Annotated in this window: 26 protein-coding genes; 25 read left to right on the forward strand and 1 reads right to left on the reverse strand. The window is 52.7% G+C overall.

What is annotated here, in order from left to right:
• The first annotated feature begins 302 nt into the window (after nucleotides 1-302).
• The 6 genes from mobA (at nucleotide 303) to H6B30_RS06365 (ending at nucleotide 5,335) form a co-directional block, all read left to right on the forward strand.
• The gene (mobA, locus tag H6B30_RS06340; protein WP_204428324.1) at nucleotides 303-773 is read left to right on the forward strand and encodes a conjugal transfer protein MobA; all 471 of its coding nucleotides are present in this window, start codon (nucleotides 303-305) and stop codon (nucleotides 771-773) included.
• Nucleotides 763-2,016 (forward strand): conjugal transfer protein MobB, encoded by a 1,254-nt coding sequence (gene mobB, locus H6B30_RS06345; protein WP_204428326.1) that lies wholly within the window; start codon nucleotides 763-765, stop codon nucleotides 2,014-2,016. Before mobA ends, mobB begins: the two co-directional genes overlap by 11 nt.
• A gap of 34 nt (nucleotides 2,017-2,050) precedes the next feature.
• Complete coding sequence (gene mobC, locus H6B30_RS06350) at nucleotides 2,051-4,084, forward strand: conjugal transfer protein MobC (RefSeq protein ID WP_204428328.1); 2,034 nt, start codon at nucleotides 2,051-2,053, stop codon at nucleotides 4,082-4,084.
• A 230-nt stretch (nucleotides 4,085-4,314) separates the two neighbouring features.
• The gene (locus H6B30_RS06355; RefSeq protein WP_055172787.1) at nucleotides 4,315-4,572 is read left to right on the forward strand and encodes a hypothetical protein; all 258 of its coding nucleotides are present in this window, start codon (nucleotides 4,315-4,317) and stop codon (nucleotides 4,570-4,572) included.
• 22 nt (nucleotides 4,573-4,594) lie between these two features.
• Nucleotides 4,595-4,834, forward strand: a complete 240-nt coding sequence (locus H6B30_RS06360; protein ID WP_430516434.1) for a DUF6926 domain-containing protein — start codon at nucleotides 4,595-4,597, stop codon at nucleotides 4,832-4,834.
• Nucleotides 4,835-4,846: 12 nt separating this feature from the next.
• Nucleotides 4,847-5,335, forward strand: coding sequence for a hypothetical protein (locus H6B30_RS06365; RefSeq protein ID WP_204428345.1), 489 nt, complete (start codon nucleotides 4,847-4,849; stop codon nucleotides 5,333-5,335).
• 474 nt (nucleotides 5,336-5,809) lie between these two features.
• Here H6B30_RS06365 and H6B30_RS16330 read toward each other — a convergent pair whose 3' ends face one another.
• Nucleotides 5,810-6,094: a hypothetical protein gene (locus H6B30_RS16330; protein WP_239483664.1), complete on the reverse strand. Its 285-nt coding sequence runs from the start codon at nucleotides 6,092-6,094 to the stop codon at nucleotides 5,810-5,812.
• Nucleotides 6,095-6,176: 82 nt separating this feature from the next.
• On the opposite strand from H6B30_RS16330, the gene H6B30_RS06375 reads away from it, so the two are divergent.
• From H6B30_RS06375 to H6B30_RS06460, 19 genes are all read left to right on the forward strand, one after another.
• Complete coding sequence (locus H6B30_RS06375) at nucleotides 6,177-7,949, forward strand: DUF3945 domain-containing protein (protein ID WP_204428347.1); 1,773 nt, start codon at nucleotides 6,177-6,179, stop codon at nucleotides 7,947-7,949.
• A gap of 45 nt (nucleotides 7,950-7,994) precedes the next feature.
• On the forward strand, nucleotides 7,995-8,258 hold the full coding sequence (locus tag H6B30_RS06380) for a DUF4099 domain-containing protein (protein ID WP_057252920.1): 264 nt from the start codon (nucleotides 7,995-7,997) through the stop codon (nucleotides 8,256-8,258).
• Nucleotides 8,259-8,352: 94 nt separating this feature from the next.
• Nucleotides 8,353-10,452: a type IA DNA topoisomerase gene (locus tag H6B30_RS06385; RefSeq protein ID WP_204428349.1), complete on the forward strand. Its 2,100-nt coding sequence runs from the start codon at nucleotides 8,353-8,355 to the stop codon at nucleotides 10,450-10,452.
• Nucleotides 10,453-10,647: 195 nt separating this feature from the next.
• Nucleotides 10,648-10,884 carry a hypothetical protein gene (locus H6B30_RS06390; RefSeq protein ID WP_075319296.1) on the forward strand — a complete coding sequence of 79 codons (237 nt, stop codon included), beginning with the start codon at nucleotides 10,648-10,650 and terminating at the stop codon, nucleotides 10,882-10,884.
• A 346-nt stretch (nucleotides 10,885-11,230) separates the two neighbouring features.
• The gene (locus H6B30_RS16335; protein ID WP_239466047.1) at nucleotides 11,231-11,446 is read left to right on the forward strand and encodes a hypothetical protein; all 216 of its coding nucleotides are present in this window, start codon (nucleotides 11,231-11,233) and stop codon (nucleotides 11,444-11,446) included.
• Nucleotides 11,447-11,481: 35 nt separating this feature from the next.
• Nucleotides 11,482-12,552, forward strand: a complete 1,071-nt coding sequence (locus H6B30_RS06395) for a PRTRC system protein E (RefSeq protein WP_204428351.1) — start codon at nucleotides 11,482-11,484, stop codon at nucleotides 12,550-12,552.
• 3 nt (nucleotides 12,553-12,555) lie between these two features.
• A complete protein-coding gene (locus tag H6B30_RS06400) occupies nucleotides 12,556-12,777 on the forward strand; it encodes a PRTRC system protein C (protein ID WP_075318659.1) in 222 nt (73 codons plus the stop codon).
• 37 nt (nucleotides 12,778-12,814) lie between these two features.
• Nucleotides 12,815-13,918 (forward strand): hypothetical protein, encoded by a 1,104-nt coding sequence (locus tag H6B30_RS06405; protein ID WP_204428425.1) that lies wholly within the window; start codon nucleotides 12,815-12,817, stop codon nucleotides 13,916-13,918.
• Entirely contained in the window at nucleotides 13,905-14,603 is a 699-nt protein-coding gene (locus tag H6B30_RS06410; protein WP_057252935.1) for a prokaryotic E2 ligase family D protein, read from the forward strand. The genes H6B30_RS06405 and H6B30_RS06410 overlap by 14 nt, the downstream gene beginning before the upstream one ends.
• On the forward strand, nucleotides 14,600-15,388 hold the full coding sequence (locus tag H6B30_RS06415) for a PRTRC system ThiF family protein (protein WP_188521407.1): 789 nt from the start codon (nucleotides 14,600-14,602) through the stop codon (nucleotides 15,386-15,388). Before H6B30_RS06410 ends, H6B30_RS06415 begins: the two co-directional genes overlap by 4 nt.
• A 110-nt stretch (nucleotides 15,389-15,498) precedes the next feature.
• Nucleotides 15,499-16,605, forward strand: coding sequence for a helix-turn-helix domain-containing protein (locus H6B30_RS06420; protein WP_188521406.1), 1,107 nt, complete (start codon nucleotides 15,499-15,501; stop codon nucleotides 16,603-16,605).
• 221 nt (nucleotides 16,606-16,826) lie between these two features.
• The gene (locus tag H6B30_RS06425) at nucleotides 16,827-17,927 is read left to right on the forward strand and encodes a DUF3575 domain-containing protein (protein WP_204428353.1); all 1,101 of its coding nucleotides are present in this window, start codon (nucleotides 16,827-16,829) and stop codon (nucleotides 17,925-17,927) included.
• Nucleotides 17,928-17,943: 16 nt separating this feature from the next.
• The gene (locus H6B30_RS06430) at nucleotides 17,944-18,831 is read left to right on the forward strand and encodes a FimB/Mfa2 family fimbrial subunit (protein WP_204428355.1); all 888 of its coding nucleotides are present in this window, start codon (nucleotides 17,944-17,946) and stop codon (nucleotides 18,829-18,831) included.
• A gap of 20 nt (nucleotides 18,832-18,851) precedes the next feature.
• Nucleotides 18,852-19,742, forward strand: a complete 891-nt coding sequence (locus H6B30_RS06435) for a fimbrillin family protein (RefSeq protein WP_178571351.1) — start codon at nucleotides 18,852-18,854, stop codon at nucleotides 19,740-19,742.
• A gap of 36 nt (nucleotides 19,743-19,778) precedes the next feature.
• Entirely contained in the window at nucleotides 19,779-21,524 is a 1,746-nt protein-coding gene (locus H6B30_RS06440; protein ID WP_204428427.1) for a fimbrillin family protein, read from the forward strand.
• 19 nt (nucleotides 21,525-21,543) lie between these two features.
• Complete coding sequence (locus tag H6B30_RS06445; protein WP_204428362.1) at nucleotides 21,544-23,358, forward strand: fimbrillin family protein; 1,815 nt, start codon at nucleotides 21,544-21,546, stop codon at nucleotides 23,356-23,358.
• A gap of 56 nt (nucleotides 23,359-23,414) precedes the next feature.
• Nucleotides 23,415-23,942, forward strand: coding sequence for a Pvc16 family protein (locus H6B30_RS06450; RefSeq protein ID WP_204428364.1), 528 nt, complete (start codon nucleotides 23,415-23,417; stop codon nucleotides 23,940-23,942).
• A 54-nt stretch (nucleotides 23,943-23,996) separates the two neighbouring features.
• Nucleotides 23,997-24,749: a hypothetical protein gene (locus H6B30_RS06455; RefSeq protein ID WP_205108934.1), complete on the forward strand. Its 753-nt coding sequence runs from the start codon at nucleotides 23,997-23,999 to the stop codon at nucleotides 24,747-24,749.
• 52 nt (nucleotides 24,750-24,801) lie between these two features.
• A complete protein-coding gene (locus tag H6B30_RS06460; RefSeq protein WP_075318668.1) occupies nucleotides 24,802-26,385 on the forward strand; it encodes a phage tail sheath family protein in 1,584 nt (527 codons plus the stop codon).
• Nucleotides 26,386-26,395: the final 10 nt, after the last annotated feature.

Here is a 26,395-nt window from a genome sequence, read left to right on the forward strand (position 1 = left end):
GTATGACATCTTGTTACATATAATCCACTGTTTTACAGATAAATATACCGCTGTAACTTTGCCACCAACAACGGAATGGATACCGGATGGAGCTATCCCGAAGCCGAAGAATGAGGCTGAAGGTCAAAACTCAATTTGACTTCAGGCAAATTCATGTTCAAGCGAACATAGCAAGTTGTGTTTTGGGCAGCCCGAAATGATTCGGGCATCCCAAAACAAACTTGCCACTCGCCTGAAGGCTCGGGAGGGATTTCCTCCAAAGTCGGAAATCCATGACGTAAAATCAGAAACAGAAAATCTCAATGCGTATGGAAGAAAACAGTAAAAGAAGAACAAGAAGAAGCACGGGCAGAAAACCGAAGACCGACCCGGCAGTATTCCGCTACGGTATCAAACTGACTTCGGAAGAGAACGGAAATTTCAAGCTGCTGTTTGAAAAATCCGGGATGAAACAACGGGCAAGATTCATCAAGGCGATGATTTTCGGACGTGAAATGAAGGTCGTCAGAATCGACAAGGCTGCGATGGACTACTACATTAGACTTACAAATTTCTATCACCAGTTCCAGGCCATCGGCAACAACTACAACCAGACTGTGAAGGCAGTCAAGTCCAATTTCGGCGAGAAACGGGCGTTCGCCCTGCTCCGCAATCTGGAAAAGGCCACCATCGACCTGGTGGTGCTGAGCAAGCGGATCATCATGCTTACCCGGGAGTTCGAGGAGGAATACCTTATAAAAAGAAAGAAGGAGGAACAGCAGAATGGTGGCTAAGATCAACAGGGGTGTATCGCTCTACGGGGCGGTCATCTACAACCAGCGTAAAGTGGATGAGGCAACCGCCCGTATCATCGCGGGCAACCGCATGATTACCGACCTCACCGGAAATCCCCACAATGTCATGCAGCAGACGCTATGGGCTTTCGAGAGCTACCTCGCCGCCAACAGGAACACGGAGAAGCCGGTACTGCATATCTCTCTGAACCCTTCGGTGGATGACCGCCTCACGGACGGGCAGTTCGCGGAACTGGCACGCGAGTACATGCAGAAAATGGGCTACGGCGACCAGCCCTACATCGTCTATCTGCACGAGGACATCGACCGCAGGCATGTCCATATTGTCTCCACCTGCGTGAAGGAGAACGGCGAGAAAATCAGTGACACATACGAATGGAACCGTTCGATGAAAGCCTGCCGGGAACTGGAAAACAGATTCGGACTCAAGCCTGTGGCTGACAAGCGGAACGAACTGCTGGAACCGTATCTCAAGAAGGCGGACTACCGGGACGGGGACGTGAAACGTCAGGTCGGCAATATACTCAAAAGTGTGTTCACCGCCTACCGCTTCCAGACATTCGGGGAGTTCAGTGCCATGCTCTCATGCTTCAACATCGAGGCCAAACAGGTTCGGGGAGAATTTGAAGGATCACCCTACAACGGTATCGTATATACCCTGACGGACGATGCGGGCAGGCCGGTATGCACGCCCATCAAGTCTTCGCTCATCGGCAAGCGCTTCGGCTACGAATGGATAGAAAAAAGGATTGCCGTCAATGTCCGAGATTTCAGAAACCGGAAGTGGCAGCCGAAAATCCATGATGCCGTCACGCTGGCCATGCACGGCTGCCGAGGAAACCGGGAAGATTTCATCCGGCTGCTCGGGGAAAAGGGCATTGACGTGGTGTTCAGGGAAAACGAGGAAGGCCGTATCTACGGCGTGACCTTCATAGACCACAGAAACCGTGAGGTATATAACGGTTCCCGTTTGGGCAAGGAGTTTTCCGCCAACGCCTTCGAACAGCTTTTTAACAGGCCGCAGGATTTTCCGGAGCCGGAATCCACCGGACAATATGCCTCCACACGGGAGAGCCTTTCCGACAACATGGAAAGCGCCATCGAACAGGCTTTCGGAATATTCAGTCCCGACATCAACGGGCCGGACCCGCAGGAGGAGGCACTCGCCCGCAGACTGCAACGCAAGAAAAAGAAGAAACGCCGTTCACGCGGCATATCCTGATTGTCAATTACCAACCATCAAAATTTTTACAGTTATGCAACAAGAAGATGATTTAAGAGGACTGGCCAAGGTCATGGAGTTCATGCGTGCCATTTCCATCGTGTTTATTGTGATCCATGTCTACTGGTTCTGCTACAGCGCATTCGTGGATATGGGCATCAACATCGGAGTCGTGGACAGGATTCTGCTGAACTTCCAGAGGACGGCAGGACTGTTCAGCAACCTGCTCGTGACGAAAGTGTTCGCCTTCATATTCCTGGGACTTTCGTGTCTGGGTACGAAAGGTGTCAAGAACCAGAAGATGACGTGGCGGAAAATATACGCCGCCTTCCTCGGCGGCATCGTCCTGTTCTTCATGAACTGGTGGATGCTTGACCTGCCGTTCAACCCGACGGTGAATGCGGCCGCATATACGCTGACGCTCACCGCAGGTTACATTCTCCTGCTTATGTCGGGAATATGGATCAGCCGTATGCTGAAACACAACCTCATGGAAGACGTATTCAACACCGCCAACGAAAGTTTCATGCAGGAAACAAGGCTTATGGAAAACGAGTATTCCGTCAACCTGCCCACGAAATTTGTCTATCAGGGCAAGGAATGGGACGGCTGGATCAATATCGTAAACCCGTTCAGAGCCTCTATCGTGCTGGGAACACCGGGCTCCGGAAAGAGCTATGCCGTGGTGAACAACTACATCAAACAGCAGATTGAGAAATCCTTTGCCATGTATATCTATGACTACAAGTTTCCGGACCTTTCGGAGATAGCCTACAACCATCTGCTCAAGCACAGACAACATTACAAGGTCAAACCGGAATTCTACGTCATCAATTTCGACGACCCCAGACGCAGCCACCGCTGCAATCCTATCAATCCAAAATTCATGGCAGACATCAGCGATGCCTACGAAAGTGCCTATACCATAATGCTCAATTTGAACAAGACCTGGATACAGAAACAGGGTGATTTTTTCGTGGAATCCCCGATTATCCTGCTTGCCGCAATCATTTGGTATTTGCGGATTTACAAGGACGGGAAGTATTGCACGTTCCCTCATGCAATCGAATTTCTTAACAAGCCGTATGCAGATATTTTCACGATTCTTACCTCTTATCCGTCCCTTGAGAACTATCTTTCCCCCTTTATGGATGCCTGGCAAGGCGGAGCGCAAGATCAGCTCCAGGGCCAGATAGCAAGTGCGAAAATCCCGCTTTCGCGCATGATTTCGCCACAGCTTTACTGGGTGATGACGGGGGATGATTTTACATTGGACCTGAACAATCCCGAACACCCCAAAATCCTCTGTGTGGGCAATAATCCGGACAGGCAGAATATCTATTCGGCGGCTCTCGGCCTGTATAATTCGCGCATCGTTAAATTGGTAAATAAAAAGGGACAACTGAAAAGTTCCATAATCATTGACGAGCTTCCGACCATCTATTTCCGTGGTATCGACAACCTGATTGCGACCGCCCGAAGCAACAAAGTAGCCGTCTGTCTCGGCTTCCAGGACTTCTCGCAACTGGCACGTGACTACGGGGATAAGGAAGCGAAGGTAATCCAAAACACGGTGGGCAACATCTTCAGCGGACAGGTGGTTGGAGAAACGGCAAAATCACTGTCGGAACGGTTCGGCAAGATTCTCCAGCAGCGGCAGTCCATATCCATCAACCGTCAGGACACTTCGACTTCCATCAATACGCAGCTTGATTCCCTGATACCGGCCTCCAAGATAGCCAATCTTTCGCAGGGTACATTCGTTGGCAGCGTGGCCGACAATTTCGGGGAAGAGATAGACCAGAAGATTTTCCATGCCCGCATCATCGTGGACAGCGCAAAGGTATCGGAAGAGATGAAAGCCTACAAGAAAATTCCTGTCATCAACGAGTTCAGGGACGCGGACGGAAACGATATCATGCAACAGCAGATTGACCGAAACTACTCGCAGATAAAGGCGGACGTGTTGCAGATAATAGAAGAAGAGATGGAAAGAATAAAAAATGATCCGGAGCTGAAACACCTTATTCCACAGCAGGACGGAGAAGAAAACAATGACGAGGAATAGAGGAACAACAGAGACCGCTGTTTTATTTCCGCCTGCAAAGGTCGTCCCGTGCCCGCTGGATTGTGCAAGGCCGGGGCCCTCCGTGGTTTGCTGAAAAAATCATCCTCGCACGAGTGCTCCGGTATTTTTTCGCAAAGCCTTGCACTATCCGGCACGGGACAGAAAGGCAGGCAAGAAATAAAATACCGGCTTGACAAGCCGCAGATGTCTAACTCAAAAAAATGAAAGATATGAGCAGAAGCAACTTCACCCCGATGGAAAGATTCCATGAGATTCTAAACGGACACGGATTACAGGCCATGAACGTAGGTATAAATCATATCCGCATCTTTAGGGACGGCCGGAAAATATTCGACTACTATCCGCTGAGGATGAAACTCTTCGATTACCACAACTGGTACCAGCTTACCTATCCATCCTTCGGCAATGGCGACGGGAAATGGGAACAGGAACTTCAGGAGATAATCGGCAGACTTTCCGCCGCATAAACGGTATGCTATGGCAGCGCACATGAAAAAGACGGAATGGGACAACATCCCCGAATGGGCCATATATGCCCTGGAATACGGAACGGAAGAGGACGGCAGTCTGAACGAAAAGGAACGGGCCATGATTGAAAAATTTGTCGGCACACATTTCCCGAAAGGATACACGATGAGCGTGGACTGGGACGCCTGCAACGAGTTTGACCGCTATCCCGCATTTGGAGAGCCTTGCAAGACCTGCAAGGTTCTTTTTGTTTCACCATAAATACACAGAAAAATGAAAAGAATGACACTGAGCGAATATCTCGCTGTCCCCGAAAATTATCGGGGAGTATGGACTACCGAACGATGGGACATTCCCGATTGGGAAAACTTGAGAAAAAAACACATGGGAAAACGTACCCTGATGGTATATGACAGAGGCACGTGCCTGCTTGTCGAGGGTCTGAGTCTTGAAATCGTGGATGACAGTTCCTGGAAGAAGCCGGAGAAAATCAAGAAGGAAATCCGTGAAAAATATCAGGAGTACCGTACTGAAAAGGGACATGAACCGCATTTCCTCGAATGCGCCATACGCTGGAACGACACTTTGGAGACACTGGAAACAAGAATAGCCCTGAGCATGGATTCCGATACGGAAATGGACGATGAAATCTTTTTCTACTGCGATACTCTGGACAGCCTGCTGTCACTGGCTGACAAAAGCGGGGAAGATTTTGTCATAGCCGGATGTTTCGGATTCGGAGTGTATGAAGAACTTTTATGACACAATTCAAGATTTAATCTTTGATTTTTATGAGTATGGATGAGGTCAAGGATTAAATCTTTGTATCAGAAACCAATTATACCTTAATCTAATTCTAATATTCACAATACATGTACATCAATACAAACCGACCGTTTGGACATATCAGATGTCGAATTCAATCGTAAACATCAATGTCCATAATCATTCCAATAATACGGTCATAAGCCCCGCTTCACTTGATAAGTCCCTTCAAAGAAGGTAACTCGGAGGGCGAATACCTCCACGTTCAAGCCTCCGGTTTTCGGGACACAAAATTCCCTGCGGTAATTTTCCGCCCGAAAAAACGCTCCGGTATTGCCGTCCGAGTTGGGGAAAGTACCGGGACTTAGCAAGCGAAGCGACCTACGACGCATAGATACAGGTCAAAATAAAAAAGAATCCGGCGGGAGAACCATGCTCCTCTATGCCGTCCCAATGGATTACGCCATCCGGTTATTCCCCTAAAAAAATCCGCTTCCTGTCACAAAAGGACACATCAAGGGGGGGACAAAAGCAGCTCGCTCCCAACTCTGCATAATTACAGTTTTTCCTTTTCTTCCATGCGACTGTGCGTACCGCCATGCCCTTGTCTGTCCGGCCTGTTCCAGCCTTTTCCCTTTCCTTTTTCGTTCCTTGCTTTTTCCTCCTTTTCCCGCCGTTTTCCCACGCATTTCCGCTCTGTTTTCTCCAGCCTGCGGTGTAATGTGATGACACAAGATGTAATGTATATCCTAACATATTACAAATCAATTATTTATCAATTTTTCTCCTATATATTTGCGGTGACAACATGAGTTATCAACACTAAAAATCAAAAATTATGGCTAAGAAAAATGCACGAGAAGAACCCCCGAAACCGCAGGTCACCGAAAACGAGCAGATGAGTGACATCGTGTTCATCCTCGACAAGATGGAACTGATTCTTGAAGCGGTGTCGCAAATCGGACAGGACGGAAAATTCAACACGGTAGCCGCCGACAGGCAGAACCGGAACTCCTTCCTGAAGATTGACCGCTATGCAGATGCCTTCGAGAACTTCATCAAGAACTTCTGGAGCCAGCTGAAAGACCCGACACGCTTCGGAATCCTCTCCGTCAAGGAAGACAGGCTGGACGATCCTGCCGTACAGCAGGCCATCGAGGACATCGCCGCAGGAAAAAAGACAAAAGTCGTGGAGGAATTTCTCAAGCAGTACGAGATTGTTCCGCGCAACAAGGAAAACCAAAGTATCAACCAAAAAAATCAAGAAGAAATGGCAAAGAAAAATGAAACCCAGCAGCAGGCTGCCGCAGCTGACAGCCAGCCGCAGACCCAGTCCCCTCAGTACCGTTACAACGAGTCCATGATCAACTGGGAACAGCTAAAGAATTTCGGAATCTCCCGTGAATACCTCCAGGAACGCGGACTGCTCGAACAGATGCTCAAAGGATACAAGACCAACCAGGTAGTACCCATCAGCATGAACTTCGGCTCGGCCGTACTGAGGACTGACGCACGTCTGTCATTCCAGCAGTCCATGGCGGGCGAAGTGGTGCTCGGCATCCATGGTATCCGACAGAAACCCGACCTTGACCGACCGTATTTCGGACACATCTTCTCCGACGAGGACAAGAAGAACCTGCTCGAAACGGGCAACATGGGACGTGTCGTGGAACTGAAAGGACGCAACGGGGAATATATCCCTTCTTTCATCAGTATTGACAAGCTGACCAACGAGGTGGTCGCCATGAAAGCGGAGAATGCCTTCATCCCAAGGGAAATCAAGGGCGTGGAACTGACAGAGCAGGAGCAGAATGACCTGCGTGAAGGCAAGAAGGTCTATGTAGAGGGCATGATTGCCAAGTCCGGCAACGAGTTCAACGCCTTCATTCAGGTAAATGCCGAACGCAGGGGTGTCGAGTTCATTTTCGAGAACGACAAGCTCTTCAACCGCCAGACACTCGGGGGTGTGGAACTGACACAGAAACAGATTGAAGACCTGAACGCCGGAAAAGCCATCTTCGTGGAGGGAATGCAGCGCAAGGACGGCGAGGTGTTCTCCTCTTACGTGAAGCTGGACGAGGCGACAGGCCGCCCGTCATACACCCGCTACAACCCGGACTCTCCGGAAGGCGCACGCGAAATCTATATCCCCAACGAAATCAACGGAGTGAAAATATCGCTGGAGGAACAGCAGCAGCTCCGTGACGGCAAGGTGATTTTCCTCAATGACATGGTGAACCGCAAGGGAGAGGAATTCTCCTCCTTCATCAAGGCCGATTTGGAAACGGGACGCCTGAGCTACTCCCGTACGCCGGACGGTTTCGAACAGCGCGAGGATTTCAAGATTCCAACCAAGGTATGGGACGTGGAACTGACCAGACAGCAGCGTGCGGACCTGCAGAGCGGAAAGGCCGTGCTGGTGGAAGGCATCAAGGGATATGACGGGAAGACCATCTCGCAGTACGTCAAGGCGAACTTCAACCAGGGGCGTCTGGACTTCTACAACGAGAATCCCGACCGTAAACGTGACGCGTCACAGCGAAACGTGGTGGCCAACAGCCAGCGACAGGAACAGGGCAACCGCAAGTCAAAAGGTGCGAGCATTGCCTGACTATAGGTAACGGAAAATGAATGTTAAATAAAAAAAGAAAGAAATATGAAAAAGGAAAACGGAAACGACATGCCTTTCAAGGCTGATGAAGTGAACTGGGACGAACTCTCCGGTATCGGTATCATGAAGGACGAGCTGGAACTCTCCGGCGAAATGGACACCCTCCTCAGGGGAGAGAAAACAAAAGTGATGTCCCTGAGCCTCGTGCTCCTCGGCGTGGACGTGGTGATGGACGCCACGCTCCAGCTGGTCCGTAAGGGCGAGGCCCCGCTGCTGGAAATCCAGGGCGTAACGCCGCTGGGCAGATAGCCTGAGAGCAATTATCAAGTAAACTGATGTCTTACCGCCGTTTCCTGTCTTCCGCACGGAAAACGGGAAACGGCTTAATTTTTATCCTAACAATATGATAGCAATCATCGCAGAAAAGCCGAGTGTAGGCATGGACATAGCCCGTGTAGTCGGGGCTGATACAAGAAATGACGGCTACTGTTCCGGCAACGGATATATGGTAACCTGGGCACTGGGACACCTCGTGTCGCTGGCCATGCCGGACACTTACGGTTACACGAAAACAGCAGCGGAGGACCTGCCGATGCTGCCGGACACGTTCCGCCTGGTCTCCCGACAGGTGCGCACGGACAGGGGAATGGTCACGGACATCGCCGCCTCGAAACAGCTGAAAGTCATAGAAAGCGTGTTCAAGCGCTGTGACAGCATCATCGTGGCTACCGATGCCGGTCGCGAAGGGGAACTTATCTTCCGCTGGATATACGACTTTCTGGGCTGCACGAAACCGTTCAGACGCCTGTGGATCTCCTCGCTGACCGACGAGGCCATACGGAAAGGGCTGGAGGAACTGAAGGACGGCTCGGAATACGACAGCCTGTATGCCGCCGCCGACAGCCGCGCGAAGGCGGACTGGCTGGTGGGCATGAACGCCAGCCGTGCCCTGGCCATCGTCTCCGGCTCTTCCAACAACTCGATCGGACGGGTGCAGACTCCGACGCTCGCCATGATATGCCGCCGCTACAGGGAGAACCGCAGTTTCGTATCCACACCATACTGGCAGCTGCATGTCACCCTCAATGGCGGCACGTCACACCGCCGCTTCTTCCATCCCGCGACCTTTGACGACAGGCAGAAGGCGGAAGCCGCCTACCGCAGTCTCTCTCCCGATTCTTCGGCGACGGTCACGAAAGTGGAGCGCAGGAAAACCCTGCAACAGCCGCCGCTGCTCTACGACCTGACGGCACTCCAGAAGGACTGCAACGTGCACCTCGACCTGCCCGCGGCAAAGACGCTGGACATCGCCCAGTCGCTCTACGAGAAGAAGCTCATTTCCTACCCGAGAACGGGAAGCCGGTATATCCCGCACGACGTGATGGCCTGTGTGCCCGGTCTGCTGGAAAGGATAATGGCCATGCCCGGATTCGCCACAAGTGCCGGAATCCTTGACTTTGCGCGTCTCAACACCCGCAGCGTGGACGACAGGAAAGTGACGGACCACCATGCCCTCATCACGACCGGCATCGCACCCGAAGGGCTTTCCGAGGCGGAGGAGGCCGTCTATACGCTGATAGCCGGACGTATGCTGGAGGCGTTCGCACCCTGCTGCGAGAAGGAAATGCAGCTCATGGAGTGCCGTCTGGAGGGGATGGACTTCCGCTCGAAGGGTTCTACCGTGGTCAGCCCGGGATGGCGCGGCATCTTTGGGCGGAAAGAGGACCGGGAGGATGACGAGCCGGAAACCGACGAGGGTACGGCCGTGTTTGCCGAAGGGGACACGGTTCCGGTTTCAGGATTCGGACTGGCCCAAAAGAATACCGTGCCCAGACCGCTCTATACCGAAGCCACGCTGCTGGCAGCAATGGAGACCTGCGGCAGGGAGATAGCCGACGAACAGGCACGCGAGGCCGTGAAGGAGCTGGGCATCGGCACGCCCGCCACAAGAGCCGCCATCATCACCACACTGTTCAAACGTGACTATATCGCCCGCTCCGGCAAGAGCATCGTCCCCACGGAAAAGGGACTCCATATCTACGAGGCGGTGAAGGACATGCTCGTGGCGGATGTTTCCCTGACAGGAAGCTGGGAGAAGACCCTGCTCCAGATAGAGCGGCACACGCTCAGCCCGGACACGTTCATGGTATCCATCACGGACTACACCCGCAAGGCTACCCGTGAAATCCTGAACCTCAGCCTTCCGGCGGCAGCCGCCCGCACGTTCACCTGCCCCAAATGCAAGACCGGACACATCATCGTCAGGGAAAAGAGTGCCCGCTGTGACAATAAAGGGTGCGGACTGACCGTGTACCGCAGGTTCCTGAACAAGGAACTGACGGACCAGCATCTGGAACAGCTTTTCTCCTCCGGTTCCACACGGCTCATCAAGGGATTCAAGGGAAAGAAGGGCGTGGCTTTCGACGCTTCGGTCACTTTCGACGCCGGGTTCACCCTGACACTCTCGTTCCCCAAAAACGGGAACGGCAGGAAAAGGAAATGATGAAGCCATCCCGATTCGAGGGGCAAAGGTCGCAGCCCGCCCGTTTCCACCGGCAAGGTCTGGCCTTACGGTTTCTGGGAAAAATCATCCTCGCCCGAGGCTCCGGTATTTTCCCCGAAAACCTTGCCTGTGGAGGCGGACTGCAAGAAAGCCCCTGAAACCGGGAATGGCATTCCCGCCAAACACATGAAGATTATGAAAGCAAAAGAACGTATCAGAAAGATAGCGGACAGCAGATGGACAAGGACACTCGCGCTGGCCGTAACAGCAGCCATCATATTCAGCTGGCTCTATTCCCACGGCATATCGCCCGTATGGACCGCCGTGGCCATCATCTGTTTCAGGGGATTCTTCAGGTTCCTCTACCGTATAGCCTGTTTTCTCGTGGCACTGGCCATCATTCTGTGCATCCTGAGTTTTCTGGTCTTCTGAAATCTGACGATATGGAACATGCACGGAATTTATCATTGCAGCATAAGGGAGCTGTCCGGGAGCGGGCGGCTCTTTCTGTATCCGTCACAGCCGGAAATGACACGGGAAGAAAAGGGAATGGACTAAAAACACAGACATTGGCAAACCGAGAACTACAGGGCAAAGTTGGCAAACGCTTCTTGTCGGACGGCAAGGTCAGGCCGCAAGCGGTTTCGGAAAAAATCATCCTCGCTGCGCTCCGGTATTTTTCCCGAAAACCCTGCCTTTCCGGAAGCATTTGCCGTTGGGCCCTTGTAGTTCAACGGGCTGCCAAAGCCCGGGTATTCACAGTTAAAAATTAAAGAATATGCAACAAGCGATCATCACAAGACAGTCACCAGCCTCGATAGGGATGCCCGTGACAAGAAGACCGAAAGTACACGTCCCGCAACCGGCAATCAAGCTGCCACCGAGAGGGACCACCGGTCCGGTTCACATCTCAAAGCTGCTGAACCCCGTTCTGGAAATATGCAGGCATCCTGACAGGGACAGGCTGCTGGCAGAATTTTTCAGCGAATATTGAAATTTATCGTCTAATCATTTAATTTTTTTTCAATTATGTTTTTCACAGCAATCCACCAGATGATGACGGAAAGCGTGGATCTCACGATCGTCATCCGCAAGACAAACGGACAACTGACCGTTTCCACATTACCCAAGTCGAACGGACTCAAGGACGAGGCCCAGAACCACATCGTGCCGCTGACTGTCACGGGAACGCCGCAGGAACTCGACACGGGATTCCTGCAGGCAGTCACAAGACCGATACAGAAAGCCTGCGGGCTGATCTCAAACATGGCACAGTTCGAGGCTCAGGCGGACAAGGCCGCCGCCAGCAGCAAGGCCGCCAAGGAAGCGAAATCCAAGGAAACGAAGGAAGAACGCGAGAAACGGGAAAAGTACGAGAAACTGATGAAGAAGGCGGAAGAACTGACAGCCGCCAAGAATCACAGGGAGGTCATCAATGTGCTCGGACAGGCGAAAGCGTATGCAACAGCCGCCCAGCTGAAGGAAATAGAGGAGAAGATAAAGGCGGCAACTTCCGAAATGAACAAGGGCAGCCTTTTCGACCTGATGGAGCAGGAAGCACAGCCGGAACAGACGGCATATGCACAGACACCGCAGGCACAACATCCGCAACAGACTGTACCGCCACAGCCTGTATATACACAGTCTCCGCAGCCTCCTATGCCGGGACAGGGACAGACAGTGGCGCAAAGACCGCCGCAGCCTGTACCGCCGCAACCGGCATACACACAGCCACAGATGCCGGGACAGGCACAGCCCGCACCGCAGAGACCGCAACAGGCATACACGCAGCATCCGCAGCAACCGGGAATATGGCCGCCGCAACAACAGCCGCCACAGCCGCAGGCAAGACCGCAGATACAGCCGCACGCGCAATACGTGCAGCGGACAGGCGGACAGCAGCCTCCCCAACCTCAATACCCGCCGCAGCCTGAAATGCAGGACTGGCAGGAAGAGAGGCTCATGCAAGAGGACGAACAGCAGCAACCGTACCTCTCCGACCAGGAGTACCCCGCATACAGTGAGAAGGACTATGAGGAATACGTTGATTTCCCACAGTCCATGCTGGAACCCAAGTATTCATCTTATCAGACAGTTTAAGCCATGGCACTCGAAATTAAAGGAATGATACGTTCATTCAGATTCAAGAAAGGAACGGAGTATATAACCCTTCAGGACCCGGATCCGAACATCTCGCCGGACATGGTCATGGGCTACTATTCGAACATGTACCCGGAACTGACGACGGCCACCGTACACGGTCCGGTCATCAGGGAGGACATGGCGGAATATGAGTTCAAGACAACCATCGGAACGAAAGGATAAAGGATATGGCAAAGGACAACAGAAAAAAGAAGGAATCATGCAGACTATTGAGCGAATCCCAAATGGAACAGCTTGCAAGGTACATCATACAAGGAACCGGACAAGCCTACCGTTACGGAACAGAAAAGAGAAAAAGGATTGCGGCGCCCAGCGGTGCCGTAATCATTTTTTAAGTACGGCTTTCTCCAATATCGTACCCGGTTTTCTCATAAAGGACTACGATGGGGAGCCGTTCAATATACTGACGGATGAAAACTACGGATTCCTGCTCGCCTCATACCGGAAATATGCGGAACTCATGGGGGTAAAAGCCCATCATGTCCCCGGAAGGAATATCGGGGAAAGCATCAACCAGCTGGTATATGACATGGAAACCCTGCTCAAGGACAATGTGGGTGTCAACATAGAACAAAATCAGCAACACCTGTATTTCAACCTGTGGAAATACCACCAATGGGGAGAATATACGCTGTACTATTTCCCCGTAAAATTCGTGGAAGCACTAAACCCGGTCTTGAAACGGATCTCAATATCATTCATCTGCGATATGGCTAATGCCAATGGAATCGCCACGATACTGGACGGTGAAGAAACGGACATGGTACTCGACTGGCTTGAAACGGCGGAATGGGACGAACCTGAAACCGACACACGGAACAGGCTCGCCACAATCCGTTCATACAGGAAAGGGAAAGTCCGCAGGTTGCTGAAACGGGTGGAAAAGACATCCTATTACAAGAATCTACCCGCCGCCATACGGAAATATTCCCCGAAGGACAAATGGGAAACGATCCTGCTGGAACTGATGACAGAGGGAGTGCAGTTTCTCTTTCCGGAAAAACCGATCATGCACTACTGCTATGACCCGTACTTCGAGGAGGAACCGGATTACTGGCCGATGGGACTTGACAGACAGATACGGATAGCTTATGACATCTATGATATTGTAACGGAAAGCCTTGAAAACCAATATAATTCAGAGAGACAAGAAACATATGACCTGATTCCCGTCACCACAATGAAAATATCACCGGAAACTGACAGCCTGTTCAGAATGGAAGACGATTATCCCGAACGTTTTTTCAGATGGGCGGACAAATTCATAAACCATATATCGAATAAAGAAGATGGAAAAGAATGAACTTACGAATACGATACATACCACCCTTTGCCCCCGTGCGGTACTGATAGCTTACACCTATGCCCAGGACAAAAAGTATTTCCTGGAACAGCGGAGCATTGACGCGAAGGGAAGAATGGGTGAAGGACACCCTGTAACTGTGGAATTCATGAATGAACTGGTACGCAACTACTCGGAAACATACAGCGGAACGCCGTATGGCAGACTGCCGTCCAATCTGCTGTATGCGGACACACGTAAGGGAAGCGAGGAATACATCTGGTACAATCCTCCCGGGAAACGGATGATGTATTTCGTGGAAAATCTCGGAATCGAGAACGCGCAATACAACCTGCCTGGCATAATCTATCAGGCCAAAGAAACACAGCTGGATGTTTATGCCTATAAGGACAACCTGCCTGACATGGAGACGGCACTATATGCGGCGCCTCTGTTCAACGTGACAGGCTCAAGCGTGTGTCTCGGTTCGGCAAGAATAGAGAAACCCCGGAACCTGACCTATGCGAACCTGCTCGAATACTGGGAAAAGAAATTCTGGCTGACGGAATTCACCCACCTGGGAGGAAACGGAAACCCGACAAAGTCAAACCTCGTGCTGGTGACAAAGGCGGCACGGGACAGGGATTTCAACCTCGACGAACTGAAACCGTTGAACAATATGAAACTTAAAGACATACTGAAATGAAAAGGGTACATTACATCGACAACTATCTCATAAACCCGCAGCATCCGGTGACGGTAAACCTTATCGGAGCGGGAGGAACAGGCTCGCAGGTGCTTACCTGTCTGGCAAGGCTCGACACGGCACTCAGGGGACTCGGACACCCCGGACTGTTCATAACCGTGTATGATTCCGACATCGTGACGGAAGCCAACATCGGGCGGCAGCTCTTCAGTCCATCGGACATCGGACTGAACAAGGCGCAGTGTCTCGTCACACGCATAAACAACTTCTTCGGCAACGACTGGAAGGCGATACCGGACATCTATCCGACAATCATGAAGGACACCAGACGGGAAAACCTGGCCAACATCACAATCACCTGTACGGACAACATCAAATCCCGGCTCGACCTCTGGAACATACTGAAAGCCGTGCCTATATCAGAATACAGAAGCCACGAAACGCCCCTGTACTGGATGGACTTCGGGAATACGCAGGACACGGGACAAGTCATCCTCGGAACCGTGCCGAAGAAAATCAGGCAACCGGCATCCAAACTGTACGAGACAGTCGAATCGCTGAAGGTAATCACCCGCTATGTGAAATATGAGAAAGTTAAGGAGAAAGACTCCGGACCGAGCTGCTCGCTGGCGGAGGCTCTGGAGAAGCAGGACCTGTTCATTAACTCCACGCTGGCACAGCTCGGCTGTAACATTCTGTGGAAGATGTTCCGTAATGGCATGATCGAACATCACGGACTGTACTTGAACCTTTCCACCATGAAAATGAATCCGATAACTGTATAATATAAAAGCGTTTCCATATGATTAAAAGATAAAAAGAACTTGGAAAATAATCCTGAAAACTGATATTTTCCGTAACTTTGCAAACAGAAATCATTAAGCATAATATAAAAATGGAACCATCATTATACAGCTATTCACTTATTTTTGCGCTGCCGTTGATGTTATTCTTCGGCGTTTACTTACTATTATTCAAAATGCCGGAAAAGAGCATTTTCAGGAACTATCTGCGTTCCCGCCGGATTATGGGTGTGGCCATGCTGTTGCTCGCGGTGAACTATTCCGTACATTTCTTTTTCGGAATCAGGTTCAAGAATGCCGATGCTGCCATTCTGATGAACCTTTCAACCTACTTCCTGTGCTACTGGCTTTTCAGTTCGGCACTCACAATTCTGTTAGACCGTTTTTACATAACGAAACGTCGATTATGCACACATATCAGTCTTTGGATTATATATTCTATTCTTTCCTGTATTGTATTGCTGCTACTGCCGAAAGGAATCTTCCAGACGGTTGCATTGCTGGTTCTGGCTGCTTGGCTGGTCATTTATGGATTGGTTCTGGCTTGCAGACTTCTTCGGGCTTATAATAAGGCGATCCGGATTTTTGAAGACACTCAAGCGGATGACATCGACGCGTATATCAAATGGCTTTCCATATTCACTTACTGGGCTATTATCTTCGGTGTCGGATGCGGACTATTGACATTCCTTCCAGATAAATATGTTTACATCTGGATTCTGTCATCGATACCGTTCTACAGCTACCTGTTTTATTCTTACCAGAACTATATGATATTTTATGAACAGGTTGAACGTACTTTGGAGATAGGAAATGAACCGGTTGAAGAAGTAAAGGCTGAATCAGAAAAGGAATTGCCTAAATATTTTGAAAACATCGAGAACAATCTGATTCCATGGCTGGAGCGTAACGGTTACACGCAGCCGGGGCTAACCATACAGGATTTGACACAAATGCTCGATACAAACAGAACATATCTGATTGCTTATATAAAGGAGAAATATAAGGTCTCATTCTGTGAATGGATAACCGGACTAAGACTGGAATACGCCAAAAAACTACTGAAGGGACATCCCGAAATGAGTGTGCAGAAATTGGCTGAATCATCAGGCTTCTTATCCCGTAGTTACTTCATCAAATCTTTTACCAAGAAAGAAGGATACACACCGGCCAAGTGGAGAAAAGCCAATATGGAGTAATTTTATGATAAAACCAGAATTTTCTATTGACTAAAAGTGCTCTATTGACAAAATAAAAGTGCTCAATCAGCAAAAAAGTGCTCATACAACAATTTGAAAAGTGCTCAATCGGCAAATAGTATAAAACGCTAAAATTTTGCAGAAAAAGTTTTTGTAATATTTTGGGCGCTGAATGGCATTTATTACCTTTGGGGAAGACAAAGATAATAATTCAAGTTTATATGAGCAGAAAAATCACTTTTCTTACCCTGTTTCTGTGGCTGACGGCAGTAACTTTTCCTGTCTTTGCGCAGCAGAAAGCAGACACGACCTACACCTTCCGCTTCGTGCCGCAGAAGGACATGTTCTATGTTCCCTGGAACGGCAATGACATGGAACTCGCCCGTCTGCTGGAGTGCATTGAAAGCAACAAGACGGACATTCTTGACGGCAAGTTGCCGCTTTATGTCGATGGCTACTGCAATTCCTTGAATGGCGAAAAAGAAAACCTCGCGATAGCCAAAATTCGCTCGAACCGTGTGAAATCCGAACTGATTATCCGTGCGGAAATCAAGGAAGAAAACTTTATCACCCGCAACCATGCGACAGAGGGAGACTTTGTCACTGTGCGCCTAACGATGCCGGTCAAGGAAACAGCCGCGACGGATGCGGAAGCGGAAGCACGACGCAAGGCGGAAGCCGAACGACTGGAAGCCGAGAAGCGTGCCGAACAGGAACGACTTGCCGAAGAGCAGCGCAAAGCGGAAGAAGCCCGACTTGCCGCTGAAAAGGCAGAGGCAGAGAAAGCCGCTCAACAAAATACACTTGCCGACATGCCGTCGGAAACCAAAATCACAAATGATTATCATCTCTCCCTGCGTGCCAACCTGTTGCGCTGGGCTACCCTGACACCCGATTTAGGACTTGAATGGCGCATCTGCCCGTCGTGGGGCATTGCCGTAAACGGCTCGTGGACTTCTTGGACGTGGAGCGACAAGGACCGTCGCTATGCCCTCTTGGAAGTGGCTCCGGAAGTGCGTTACTACATGGGTGAGAAGAAAGCCTGGTATCTGGGTGCTATGTTCAAGGCCGGACAGTTCAACTACAAGCTCTCCGAAACAGGCAAGCAGGGCGACCTGATGGGTGGCGGCATCACTGCCGGCTACCAGCTGCGGCTGAACAAGGCATTAGATCTTGATTTCAACCTCGGCTTGGGCTACCTGAATGCCGACTATGAGAAATATGAAGTCATCGACGGTGTGCGCGTGCGCCGTGGCAACGAGACAAAGGACTGGTGGGGCCCCCTCAATGCCGGTGTGACATTGGTATGGAAGTTATTCTAACTCGGAGGAATCGAATATGAAAGCAAGACAATATATAAATATGATGGGAATGGCAGCCGCCGTGCTGCTCTCTTCCTGCGTGAAGGACACGCTTTATGACACGCCGCATCCCGACTACGGGAAGATTGCGGTGACAGCCGACTGGTCGACCCGCGGTGAGGGCATCGACATACCTGCCACATGGACGGTCAACATGGGCGACTATACGGGTACGGAGACTTCCGCCACCCATACACCCGACCATCTGTTTGCTCCGGGCAACTACACCCTTGCGGTGTGGAACCCAGCTGAAGGAATCACGGTAAGCGGCACCACCGCCACCGTTGCCGCAGCCACGGGAAACCGGGCAGGCACGGATGCCTTTGTGAACAATACTCCGGGATGGTTCTTCACCTATACGGAACAGTTGAGCATCGAGAAAGACAAGGACTATCCGCTGACCGCCGCAATGAAGCAGCAGGTACGCGAGCTGACGCTTGTCGTCGAACCGACGGGTGATGCCGCCGGACGCATCACGGAGATTATTGCCCATCTGACGGGTGCAGCCGGAACACTCGACTTCGCAACCGATACCTACGGAGCCGCTTCGAGCGTCGTACTGCCCTTCACCAAGATAACCGAAGGTGATGATGCCGGCAAGTGGAAAGCCACGGTGCGGCTGCTGGGTGTGACCGGCACGGAACAGTTGCTGACGGGCGAAATCCGCTATGCTGACGGCAACCCGACCCCCACCACGTTGAAAAGCGACCTTACGGAAGCTCTCAAGGAGTTCAACACCGGAAAGGGCGAATCGCTGACCCTCGGCGGAACGCTGGTTGAGACTCCCGAAGGCATGGAAGTGGACGGAGCCGGAATTACCGGCTGGGAAGAAGTGAAAGGTGATGATGTAAATGCCGATTTGTAACTAATAAAATGACAGATATAATGAAGACAAGATTTTTTGCACTTGCGGCGCTCGCCCTCGCACTGGCAGCCTGCAATAACGACAACGAGATTCTGAACAATGACGGTCCCGTGGCCGCCCGGTTTATCGCCGACATCGCCCCTGCCACCCGCGCCAGCGGAACCACATGGACTGGCGGAGACCGCATCGGCGTCACCGACATCGGCAACGATACTCGGTACGGCAACGTGCCTTTCATCCTGAAGAACGGGAAATTTGAGGCAGAAGAAAAGGTCATCTATATCGAAGATGTAAAGACCCATACTTTCCGCGCCTACTATCCGTACAACGCAGCGGGAGGCACCCTCGCAGCCACGACCGATGCCACGGCACAGCAGAACCAGCCTGCCATCGACTTCCTCTTTGCCTCAGGAGCCACGGGAGACAAAAACAGCCCGGTAGTGAGCTTCACCGACAAAACGAAGGATGGCGGTGCAGACAACTCCTTCCACCACCGCATGAGCCGGATAACCCTTACCATCGAGGCGGGCGACGGCGTGGATTTCAGTGTGATCAAGCCTGAACGTTACACGCTGGACGGATTGAAACTCACCGGTACGTTCAACACGGCCGACGGCATTGCCACCGCAGACGACGGGGCACAGACCGGAGAACTGACCATGGAGCTGGCCGATGGCAACCTCACGTCATCGGTCATCCTCTTCCCGCAGACAGCTGCATCCCTGCCGTTGAATGTGAATTACAGAAGTCAGAATTATCGTGCCACGCTCACCGTGCCCGAAGGCGCACTGAAGGCAGGCAACAACTATACCTATACCGTCAAGGTACGCAATAGAGGCATTGAAGTCAGCCAAGCCACGATTGCGGCGTGGAACGAAATAGACGGCGGAGAAGTGGGTGCTGACCTGTAGTCAGATACGAACCGATAAACGATAAGGAATATGAACATCAGACATGCATTATACCTGATACCGGCAGCGGCGGTGCTGCTTTTTGCGGCGACTGCCTGCACGCGGGATGACCTCGGCGGCGGCACGTTGCCCGAGGGCGAGTATCCATTGGTAATCCGCGCCACCGGCCTGCAAGCCGTGGCAACCCCTGCCTCCACCCGCGCCACCGTGGACGGCGACTGGCAGGGCATACAGACCGTAGCCCTCAGCGTGGGCGGCACGGTGAAGCAATACAATGTAACGGCATCCGATGCAGACGGCTACCGCTCCGCCACCCTGAGCAGCGACACCGACCCGTTCTGGTGGACAAGCCGCGAGGACATCACCGTTTCGGCATGGTGGCCATACGGCACCACGATGCCCGATGTGGTAGTAAAGGCAGACCAAAGCACGAGGGAAGGCTTCGAGGGCAGCGACTTCATCTCTGCCGAAGCCCAGGCAGTGCAGTTCGACAACCCCACCTTGAAGTTCAGCCACCGCACGGCGCGTATAACGGTTCTTCTTAAACCGGGAGACGGCATCACGAGCGTGACGGGAGCCGATGTCTATGTGACCGGCTTGAGCACGGATAACAACAATCCCGCCACTATCGAAACATACGCAGTGGGCGGCAACAGCTACGAGGCACTGACCGCCCCACAGACCGTTGCGAAAGGCGAGCCGTTCATCCGTGTGGAACTCGGCGGCGGCAACTTCTACTTCCGCCCGCAGAACGACGTCGTGCTGGAGGCGGGCAACCGCTATAAATATACCGTCAATGTGAACGCCACCGGCCTGACGCTGGAGGGTTGCACTATCGGCGACTGGGCTGACGGCGGCGGCGAGAGCGGCGCAGCCGAGGATTTGGGCTATAACTACGACACCAACACCAAGACCTACACGGTCTATAACGCAGACGGCCTGCTGGCATGGAACGAAGCTGCACAAAAAGACCAATCGATAAATTGTACCCTCTCCGCCGACATCAACATGGCGGGTAAGGAATGGACACGGATAGGCACAGACGAAAACAATTCATACAACGGTACCTTCGACGGTAACGGCAAGACCATCACTGGGCTGACCGTCAATCAGTCGGAAAAAAACTATGCGGGTCTGTTCGGTTGTCTTGGTTCCGACGGCAAGGTGCAGAACCTGACGCTGGAAAATGTACATATATCTGGTGTCTTCTACGTTGGCAGCGTAGTGGGAACAAACTTTGGTACCGTGAGCGGCTGCACCGCCTCTGGAAATATCACGGGAACTGAAAGCTGTATCGGTGGTGTGGTGGGACAGAACAAAGGCACCGTGACCGGCTGCACTGTCTCGGGCAACATTTCCAGCAACCAATATACCGGCGGTGTGGTGGGAGAAAACTTCGGCACTGTGAGCGCCTGCTACCATGCCACGGGAGATGTCACGGGAAATATCAACTATGTCGGCGGCGTGGTAGGATGGAACTATTACGGCACCGTGACCGCCTGTTACCATGTCAATGGAAATGTCACGGCAACTTACAACTGGGTCGGTAGCGTGGCGGGATTCAACGGCGGCGTCGGTAGTGTGACCGCCTGCTACTGGAACGACAGTCCTGATCCCGGTATCGGATACGACAATGGCAGCGGTCAAGCCACAAAAGTGGACGGCACAGACGTTACCTGGCAGACGGCAGTTGCCGCCATGAACACCGCCTTGCAGAGTGCCGGTTCAGAGTGGCGTTACAAACTCACCGGAGAACTGCCCACGCTGAAGAAAGAAGAATAACCCCTAAACAACACACATCATGAAACGAACAACCATCCATATATCCGCAGCCCTCGCCCTGCTGCTCGGCCTTGCCGCCTGCACGCAGGACGAAGCGGGCTTCCTGCCGGAAGGGGCGGAAGGCACACCCATCGTCTTCACCGCCACGGGGCTGAACCCCGACGCGACAGCCACCGCCGGCACCCGTGCCACCGTGGACGGGGACTGGGAGGGCGTGCAGAGCGTGGCAGTCCTGATGGACGGCACGGTGAAGGCGTACGACGTGACGCCCTCCACCTCCGACAACACCGGCGCCACGCTGACCTCCACCGACCCGCACTACTGGACCAACCACGATAACATCACCGTCACGGCGTGGTGGCCCTACACCGCTGGCGAGACAACCCCGCCTGCCGTGAAGGTAGCTGCCGACCAAAGTGCCCGGAAAGACTTCGAGGGCAGCGACCTCATCGTAGCCGAGGAACAGACGGTGAGCTACGGCAACCCCACACTCCGCTTCACCCACGGCACGGCACGGGTCACCGTCGTTCTGACGGACTACACCGAGGAGCAGATGTTCGTGCGGCTGACAGGCCTCTCCACCGAGAATGGAAACCCGGCTGTAATCGCCCCGTATGACAAGGGCGGTGACACCTACACCGCCCTCGTCGCCCCGCAGACGGTGGCAACGGGCACAGCCTTCATCACCTGCAAATTCACCAATGGCAAGGTCTTCGTCTATAAGATGAAGAACGATACCGACTGGCAGGCGGGCGAGGAATATACCTACACCGTCTCCCTCGCTGCGGCAAAAGACCCGGGATACACCGTGTCGGAGGACGGCAAGACCTACACAGTCTATACCGCCGATGGCCTGCTGGCATGGAATAAGGCCGTGCAAAACGACCTCACGCTAAACTGTACCCTGACCGCCGACATCACCCTGACGGGGGAATGGACACCGATAGGCACAGACTACAAAAACTCATACACCGGCACCTTCGACGGCGGCAACCATACCATATCGGGGCTGACCGTGAAGGGAAGTGACGAAAATGCGGGGCTGTTCGGCTACATCGGCAAAGATGGCGGCACGGTGAAGAACGTGGTGCTGGAGAATGTGCAGATAACAAGCGATTACCAGTATGGCTATGTCGGCGGCGTGGCAGGATATAGCCGGGGCAACATTGAAAACTGCTCGGTGTCGGGCAGTGTCAGCAGTCGCTGTACCGCAGGCGGCGTGGTGGGCCAGCAATTTGGCGGTTCCATCACCCTATGCGGCTCCTCGGCCACAGTGAAGGGAACGGGCGAAGTCGGCGGCGTGGCAGGTAAAACGGATAATAGTGCCACCCTGACAGCCTGCTATGCCACAGGAAACGTGACCTTTGAAAGAGCCTCCACAATCAACACCTTCGCCGGCGGCGTGGTGGGATCTAACGGAACCGGCAGCATTCTCACCGCCTGCTATGCCACGGTCAACGTGACCGGTACAGGCACTGGAACCGGCTCTTGTTATGTAGGCGGCGTAACGGGAGACAATGCTTCGGGCACCCTGACCGCCTGCTACCATGCTACAGGGACTGTCAGCGGTCCAGATGGAGCCACAGGCGGCGTAACGGGTCGAAACTATACATCACTCGGTGCCCCTGTCATCACCGCCTGCTACTGGGGAGACAACGGTCAGGAACAAGGCATAGGCTATAATCAGGCGGGCACCATCGGCGGAACCGAGCAGGTGACGGACGGTAACTGGCAGAATGCCGCTAACGCCATGAACGCCGCATTGAACGCTGAAAGTTGGCGATACACATTTGAACCCGGCAATTCATTACCTCTATTGGTGCAGAATCCATAAAAAGGCAGCCCAAAAGTTTGGCTGATTGGATATAAAATAGTAAATTGTAGGCATTTATGATACGCAAGATACTGACAACTTACGCTGCACGGCTGGATGAATATCTGGCCCGCTCACACCGGCAGCCCGAAGGGGTGGCCGAGGTCGGGCTGATAGGCTCTGCCGGCGAGCAATGCCCCAACAAGCTGGTGGTCTCTCTCGTTAATCTGGAACGGGAAGCCAGCGGCGACGGCGGCTATATGCAGCGTGCCGCAACCGGCTATGCCGGCAGACGTCAGCCGCTGCTGCTGAACATGCACATCATGATGGCGGCAGTATATGAAGACAAACGGTATGCCGAGGCGTTGTCAGTATTGTCCGATGCACTCACTTTCGTTCAGTCGCTGCCCCGGTTCGAGGTCGGCAATGAAAGTTATACTTTGGAACTGGTTCCCATGTCCACTACGGATCTGCACAACATCTGGACGACCATGGGAGGGCAGTATTACCCTTCGTTCATCTGCAAGGTTCGCGGACTGACAGTGGATTCCGCCGAAATCATGTCCGGCAGCAGCATGGCAGGAACTACGGATGTGAAAACATAAATATAATCAAAAGTTAGATATATGGGCACTTATCGACCGTTATACAGCCTTCGTGTGGAGCACGACTACTATGACAATCTTGCCTGTCGTGCCCTCGCTTTCCGGCTCAAAGCCAGTGGGGTCGATTTGTGCCGGCGAAGAGGACTGCTGTTCAGACAGACAGCGGTCAACGAGTGGACACTGTTGTATGACTGCGACAGTGCGGGGGTGGACACCTCTTCCGACAAGGTCGAAGCGGAACTCTGCATTACGGATCCGGCTTTCGTCCTGTTCACGGATTGGGCGGCACTGCGCCCCGAAAATGCCTATACCCTGGAGTTGCCTGCATCACGCGATACGGTTGAGGCGGCAGAAGCCATCCGCGAATCCGCTGACAGAAGGCGTATCGGCAGCGGCTTCTGTTCGGTAAGCATCCTGATGACGGAGAAAATCCTTGCAGCCGCACAGAAAGAAAAACACAAGACCTGCACGCTTCGTTTCCATGCCCCGCAATGCAAATGGGAATACCTGCTGGTGCCCCGCGATGGAGGCAGCCCTGATCCCAGGCAATGCCGGATGGAAGAACAGGGCGGCACGCTGGCGTTCACGCCGTTCAAGACATTCAAAGCATACGGGCTGGAAGTGCTTCGCACCGTTTCACAGGAGGCTGTCCCCATGAAGGAACACTATGCCTACAGGCTCAAGGTGTTCTCGTCTGCAACAGGGAGCGGACGCAGGCAGGTATTGCTCAAGTACGTCCCGCCACCGGAACCGGGCAAGTTCCTGGATGCGGAACCGGGCCTGCTCAGGCAGGTCTGCTATCTCTAATAAACTGAATATACCAGATAACTGATTGTCTAACTATTTAAAACAAAAGCGTATGGCACAAATGAAGACACCAGGTGTTTACATCGTAGAGAAGAGCGCCTTTCCGAACTCGGTAGTCGAAGCCGCTACCGCTATCCCTGCTTTCATCGGCATCACGGAGAAGGCACAGAACGGTCCTGATTCATTAAGCGGAAAGCCGTGGAAAATCACTTCCATGACGGAGTTCCAGCAGTATTTTGGAGGGGCACCGTCACCGGTATTCACACTTTCCGTAGGCGAAGCCCCGGCGGAGGATGAGAAGGTTCTCTTTTCCATCCCTTCATCGGACGGCACGAAAGCCCTCAAAGTGGCGGATACGGAAAACCCGTTCTCACTCTATTACAACATGGTGATGTTCTTCGCCAACGGTGGCGGCACCTGCTACATCGTGTCTGTAGGCACATACGCTGAAGGTGCGCCGGTGGACAAGGAGAAGGTGGTGGCGGCGCTCGCCGCACTGGAGAAGGAACAGGAAATCACGATGGTTGTCGTTCCTGAAGCCGCATCCACACCGGACTGCAAGGACATCCAGGGACAGATGCTGGCACACTGCGGAAAGATGATGAACCGCTTCGCCATCCTCGACGTACAGCCCAAGGCCAAGGCCAACGAGGTGATGTCGGAACAGATAGACAAGTTCCGCACGAACGTGGGAGCGAACTTCCTTTCCTATGGAGCAGCGTATTATCCGTGGCTGAATACCTCCGTACTTTCCGACAAGGACATAGACGGTTCCGTACTGGTATGGGCGGACACTTCCGCACCGGACCTGACACCGTTCTTTGCCCCGGGCTCGAAGTTCCCGAAGTATTTTGAAGAGACCTACTCCGATATCGCCGCCGGCAAGAAGGTCGTAAAACCTGCCGTGACAGACGAAACCGGAGCGGAAACGGAACCTGCCGAGACTGCGGACTGCACGCCGGACGAAATTGCGGCCATGAAGAACAACCTGCACAATGCCCTGCTGCAGAACCTTCCGGGCTATCAGTACATCGTCAACCGTGTGAAAGACAGGCTGAACCTCCTTCCTCCGTCAGCAGCGATGGCAGGACTATATACCATGGTGGACAATACGCGCGGCGTATGGAAGGCTCCTGCAAACGTGTCCGTCAACTACGTGAACAGCCCGACGGAAAACATTGACAACGCCCAGCAGGAAGACCTGAACATGCCGATGAACGGTAAGGCGGTGAACGCCATCCGCACATTCCCGGGCGAAGGCATCAAGGTATGGGGAGCCCGTACACTCGACGGCAACTCGCAGGACTGGCGGTATGTGAACGTGCGCCGTACGATGATTTTCCTCGAAGAGTCGGTCAAGAACGCAGCCAAGGCGTATGTGTTCGAGCCTAATGTGGCGGCTACCTGGATGAATGTGAAATCCATGATTGACAATTTCCTGCGCAGCGTATGGAAACGTGGCGGACTTGCCGGTTCCACTCCGGAAGATGCCTACGAAATCCATGTAGGGCTGGGCGACACAATGACAGCGAATGACATCCTTGACGGAATCATGCGCGTTACCGTACTGGTGGCCATCACCCGTCCGGCCGAGTTCATCGAAATCACCTTCCAACAGCAGATGCAGAAGAGCTGATATGACAGAT

Source organism: Marseilla massiliensis (assembly GCF_016899955.1).
In the GTDB taxonomy this organism is placed as follows: Bacteria; Bacteroidota; Bacteroidia; order Bacteroidales; family Bacteroidaceae; genus Prevotella; species Prevotella intestinigallinarum.

Coding starts and splice junctions, on each gene's coding strand:
- H6B30_RS16335 (WP_239466047.1), top strand. CDS start 11,231: ATGCAACAAGCGATCATCACAAGACAGTCACCAGCCTCGATAGGGATG.
- H6B30_RS06420 (WP_188521406.1), top strand. CDS start 15,499: ATGGAACCATCATTATACAGCTATTCACTTATTTTTGCGCTGCCGTTG.
- H6B30_RS06375 (WP_204428347.1), top strand. CDS start 6,177: ATGGCTAAGAAAAATGCACGAGAAGAACCCCCGAAACCGCAGGTCACC.
- H6B30_RS06430 (WP_204428355.1), top strand. CDS start 17,944: ATGAAAGCAAGACAATATATAAATATGATGGGAATGGCAGCCGCCGTG.
- mobA (WP_204428324.1), top strand. CDS start 303: ATGCGTATGGAAGAAAACAGTAAAAGAAGAACAAGAAGAAGCACGGGC.
- H6B30_RS16330 (WP_239483664.1), bottom strand. CDS start 6,094: ATGTTAGGATATACATTACATCTTGTGTCATCACATTACACCGCAGGC.
- mobC (WP_204428328.1), top strand. CDS start 2,051: ATGCAACAAGAAGATGATTTAAGAGGACTGGCCAAGGTCATGGAGTTC.
- H6B30_RS06395 (WP_204428351.1), top strand. CDS start 11,482: ATGTTTTTCACAGCAATCCACCAGATGATGACGGAAAGCGTGGATCTC.
- H6B30_RS06390 (WP_075319296.1), top strand. CDS start 10,648: ATGAAAGCAAAAGAACGTATCAGAAAGATAGCGGACAGCAGATGGACA.
- H6B30_RS06355 (WP_055172787.1), top strand. CDS start 4,315: ATGAGCAGAAGCAACTTCACCCCGATGGAAAGATTCCATGAGATTCTA.
- mobB (WP_204428326.1), top strand. CDS start 763: ATGGTGGCTAAGATCAACAGGGGTGTATCGCTCTACGGGGCGGTCATC.
- H6B30_RS06445 (WP_204428362.1), top strand. CDS start 21,544: ATGAAACGAACAACCATCCATATATCCGCAGCCCTCGCCCTGCTGCTC.
- H6B30_RS06425 (WP_204428353.1), top strand. CDS start 16,827: ATGAGCAGAAAAATCACTTTTCTTACCCTGTTTCTGTGGCTGACGGCA.
- H6B30_RS06385 (WP_204428349.1), top strand. CDS start 8,353: ATGATAGCAATCATCGCAGAAAAGCCGAGTGTAGGCATGGACATAGCC.
- H6B30_RS06400 (WP_075318659.1), top strand. CDS start 12,556: ATGGCACTCGAAATTAAAGGAATGATACGTTCATTCAGATTCAAGAAA.
- H6B30_RS06450 (WP_204428364.1), top strand. CDS start 23,415: ATGATACGCAAGATACTGACAACTTACGCTGCACGGCTGGATGAATAT.
- H6B30_RS06410 (WP_057252935.1), top strand. CDS start 13,905: ATGGAAAAGAATGAACTTACGAATACGATACATACCACCCTTTGCCCC.
- H6B30_RS06415 (WP_188521407.1), top strand. CDS start 14,600: ATGAAAAGGGTACATTACATCGACAACTATCTCATAAACCCGCAGCAT.
- H6B30_RS06365 (WP_204428345.1), top strand. CDS start 4,847: ATGAAAAGAATGACACTGAGCGAATATCTCGCTGTCCCCGAAAATTAT.
- H6B30_RS06460 (WP_075318668.1), top strand. CDS start 24,802: ATGGCACAAATGAAGACACCAGGTGTTTACATCGTAGAGAAGAGCGCC.
- H6B30_RS06435 (WP_178571351.1), top strand. CDS start 18,852: ATGAAGACAAGATTTTTTGCACTTGCGGCGCTCGCCCTCGCACTGGCA.
- H6B30_RS06380 (WP_057252920.1), top strand. CDS start 7,995: ATGAAAAAGGAAAACGGAAACGACATGCCTTTCAAGGCTGATGAAGTG.
- H6B30_RS06360 (WP_430516434.1), top strand. CDS start 4,595: ATGAAAAAGACGGAATGGGACAACATCCCCGAATGGGCCATATATGCC.
- H6B30_RS06405 (WP_204428425.1), top strand. CDS start 12,815: ATGCAGACTATTGAGCGAATCCCAAATGGAACAGCTTGCAAGGTACAT.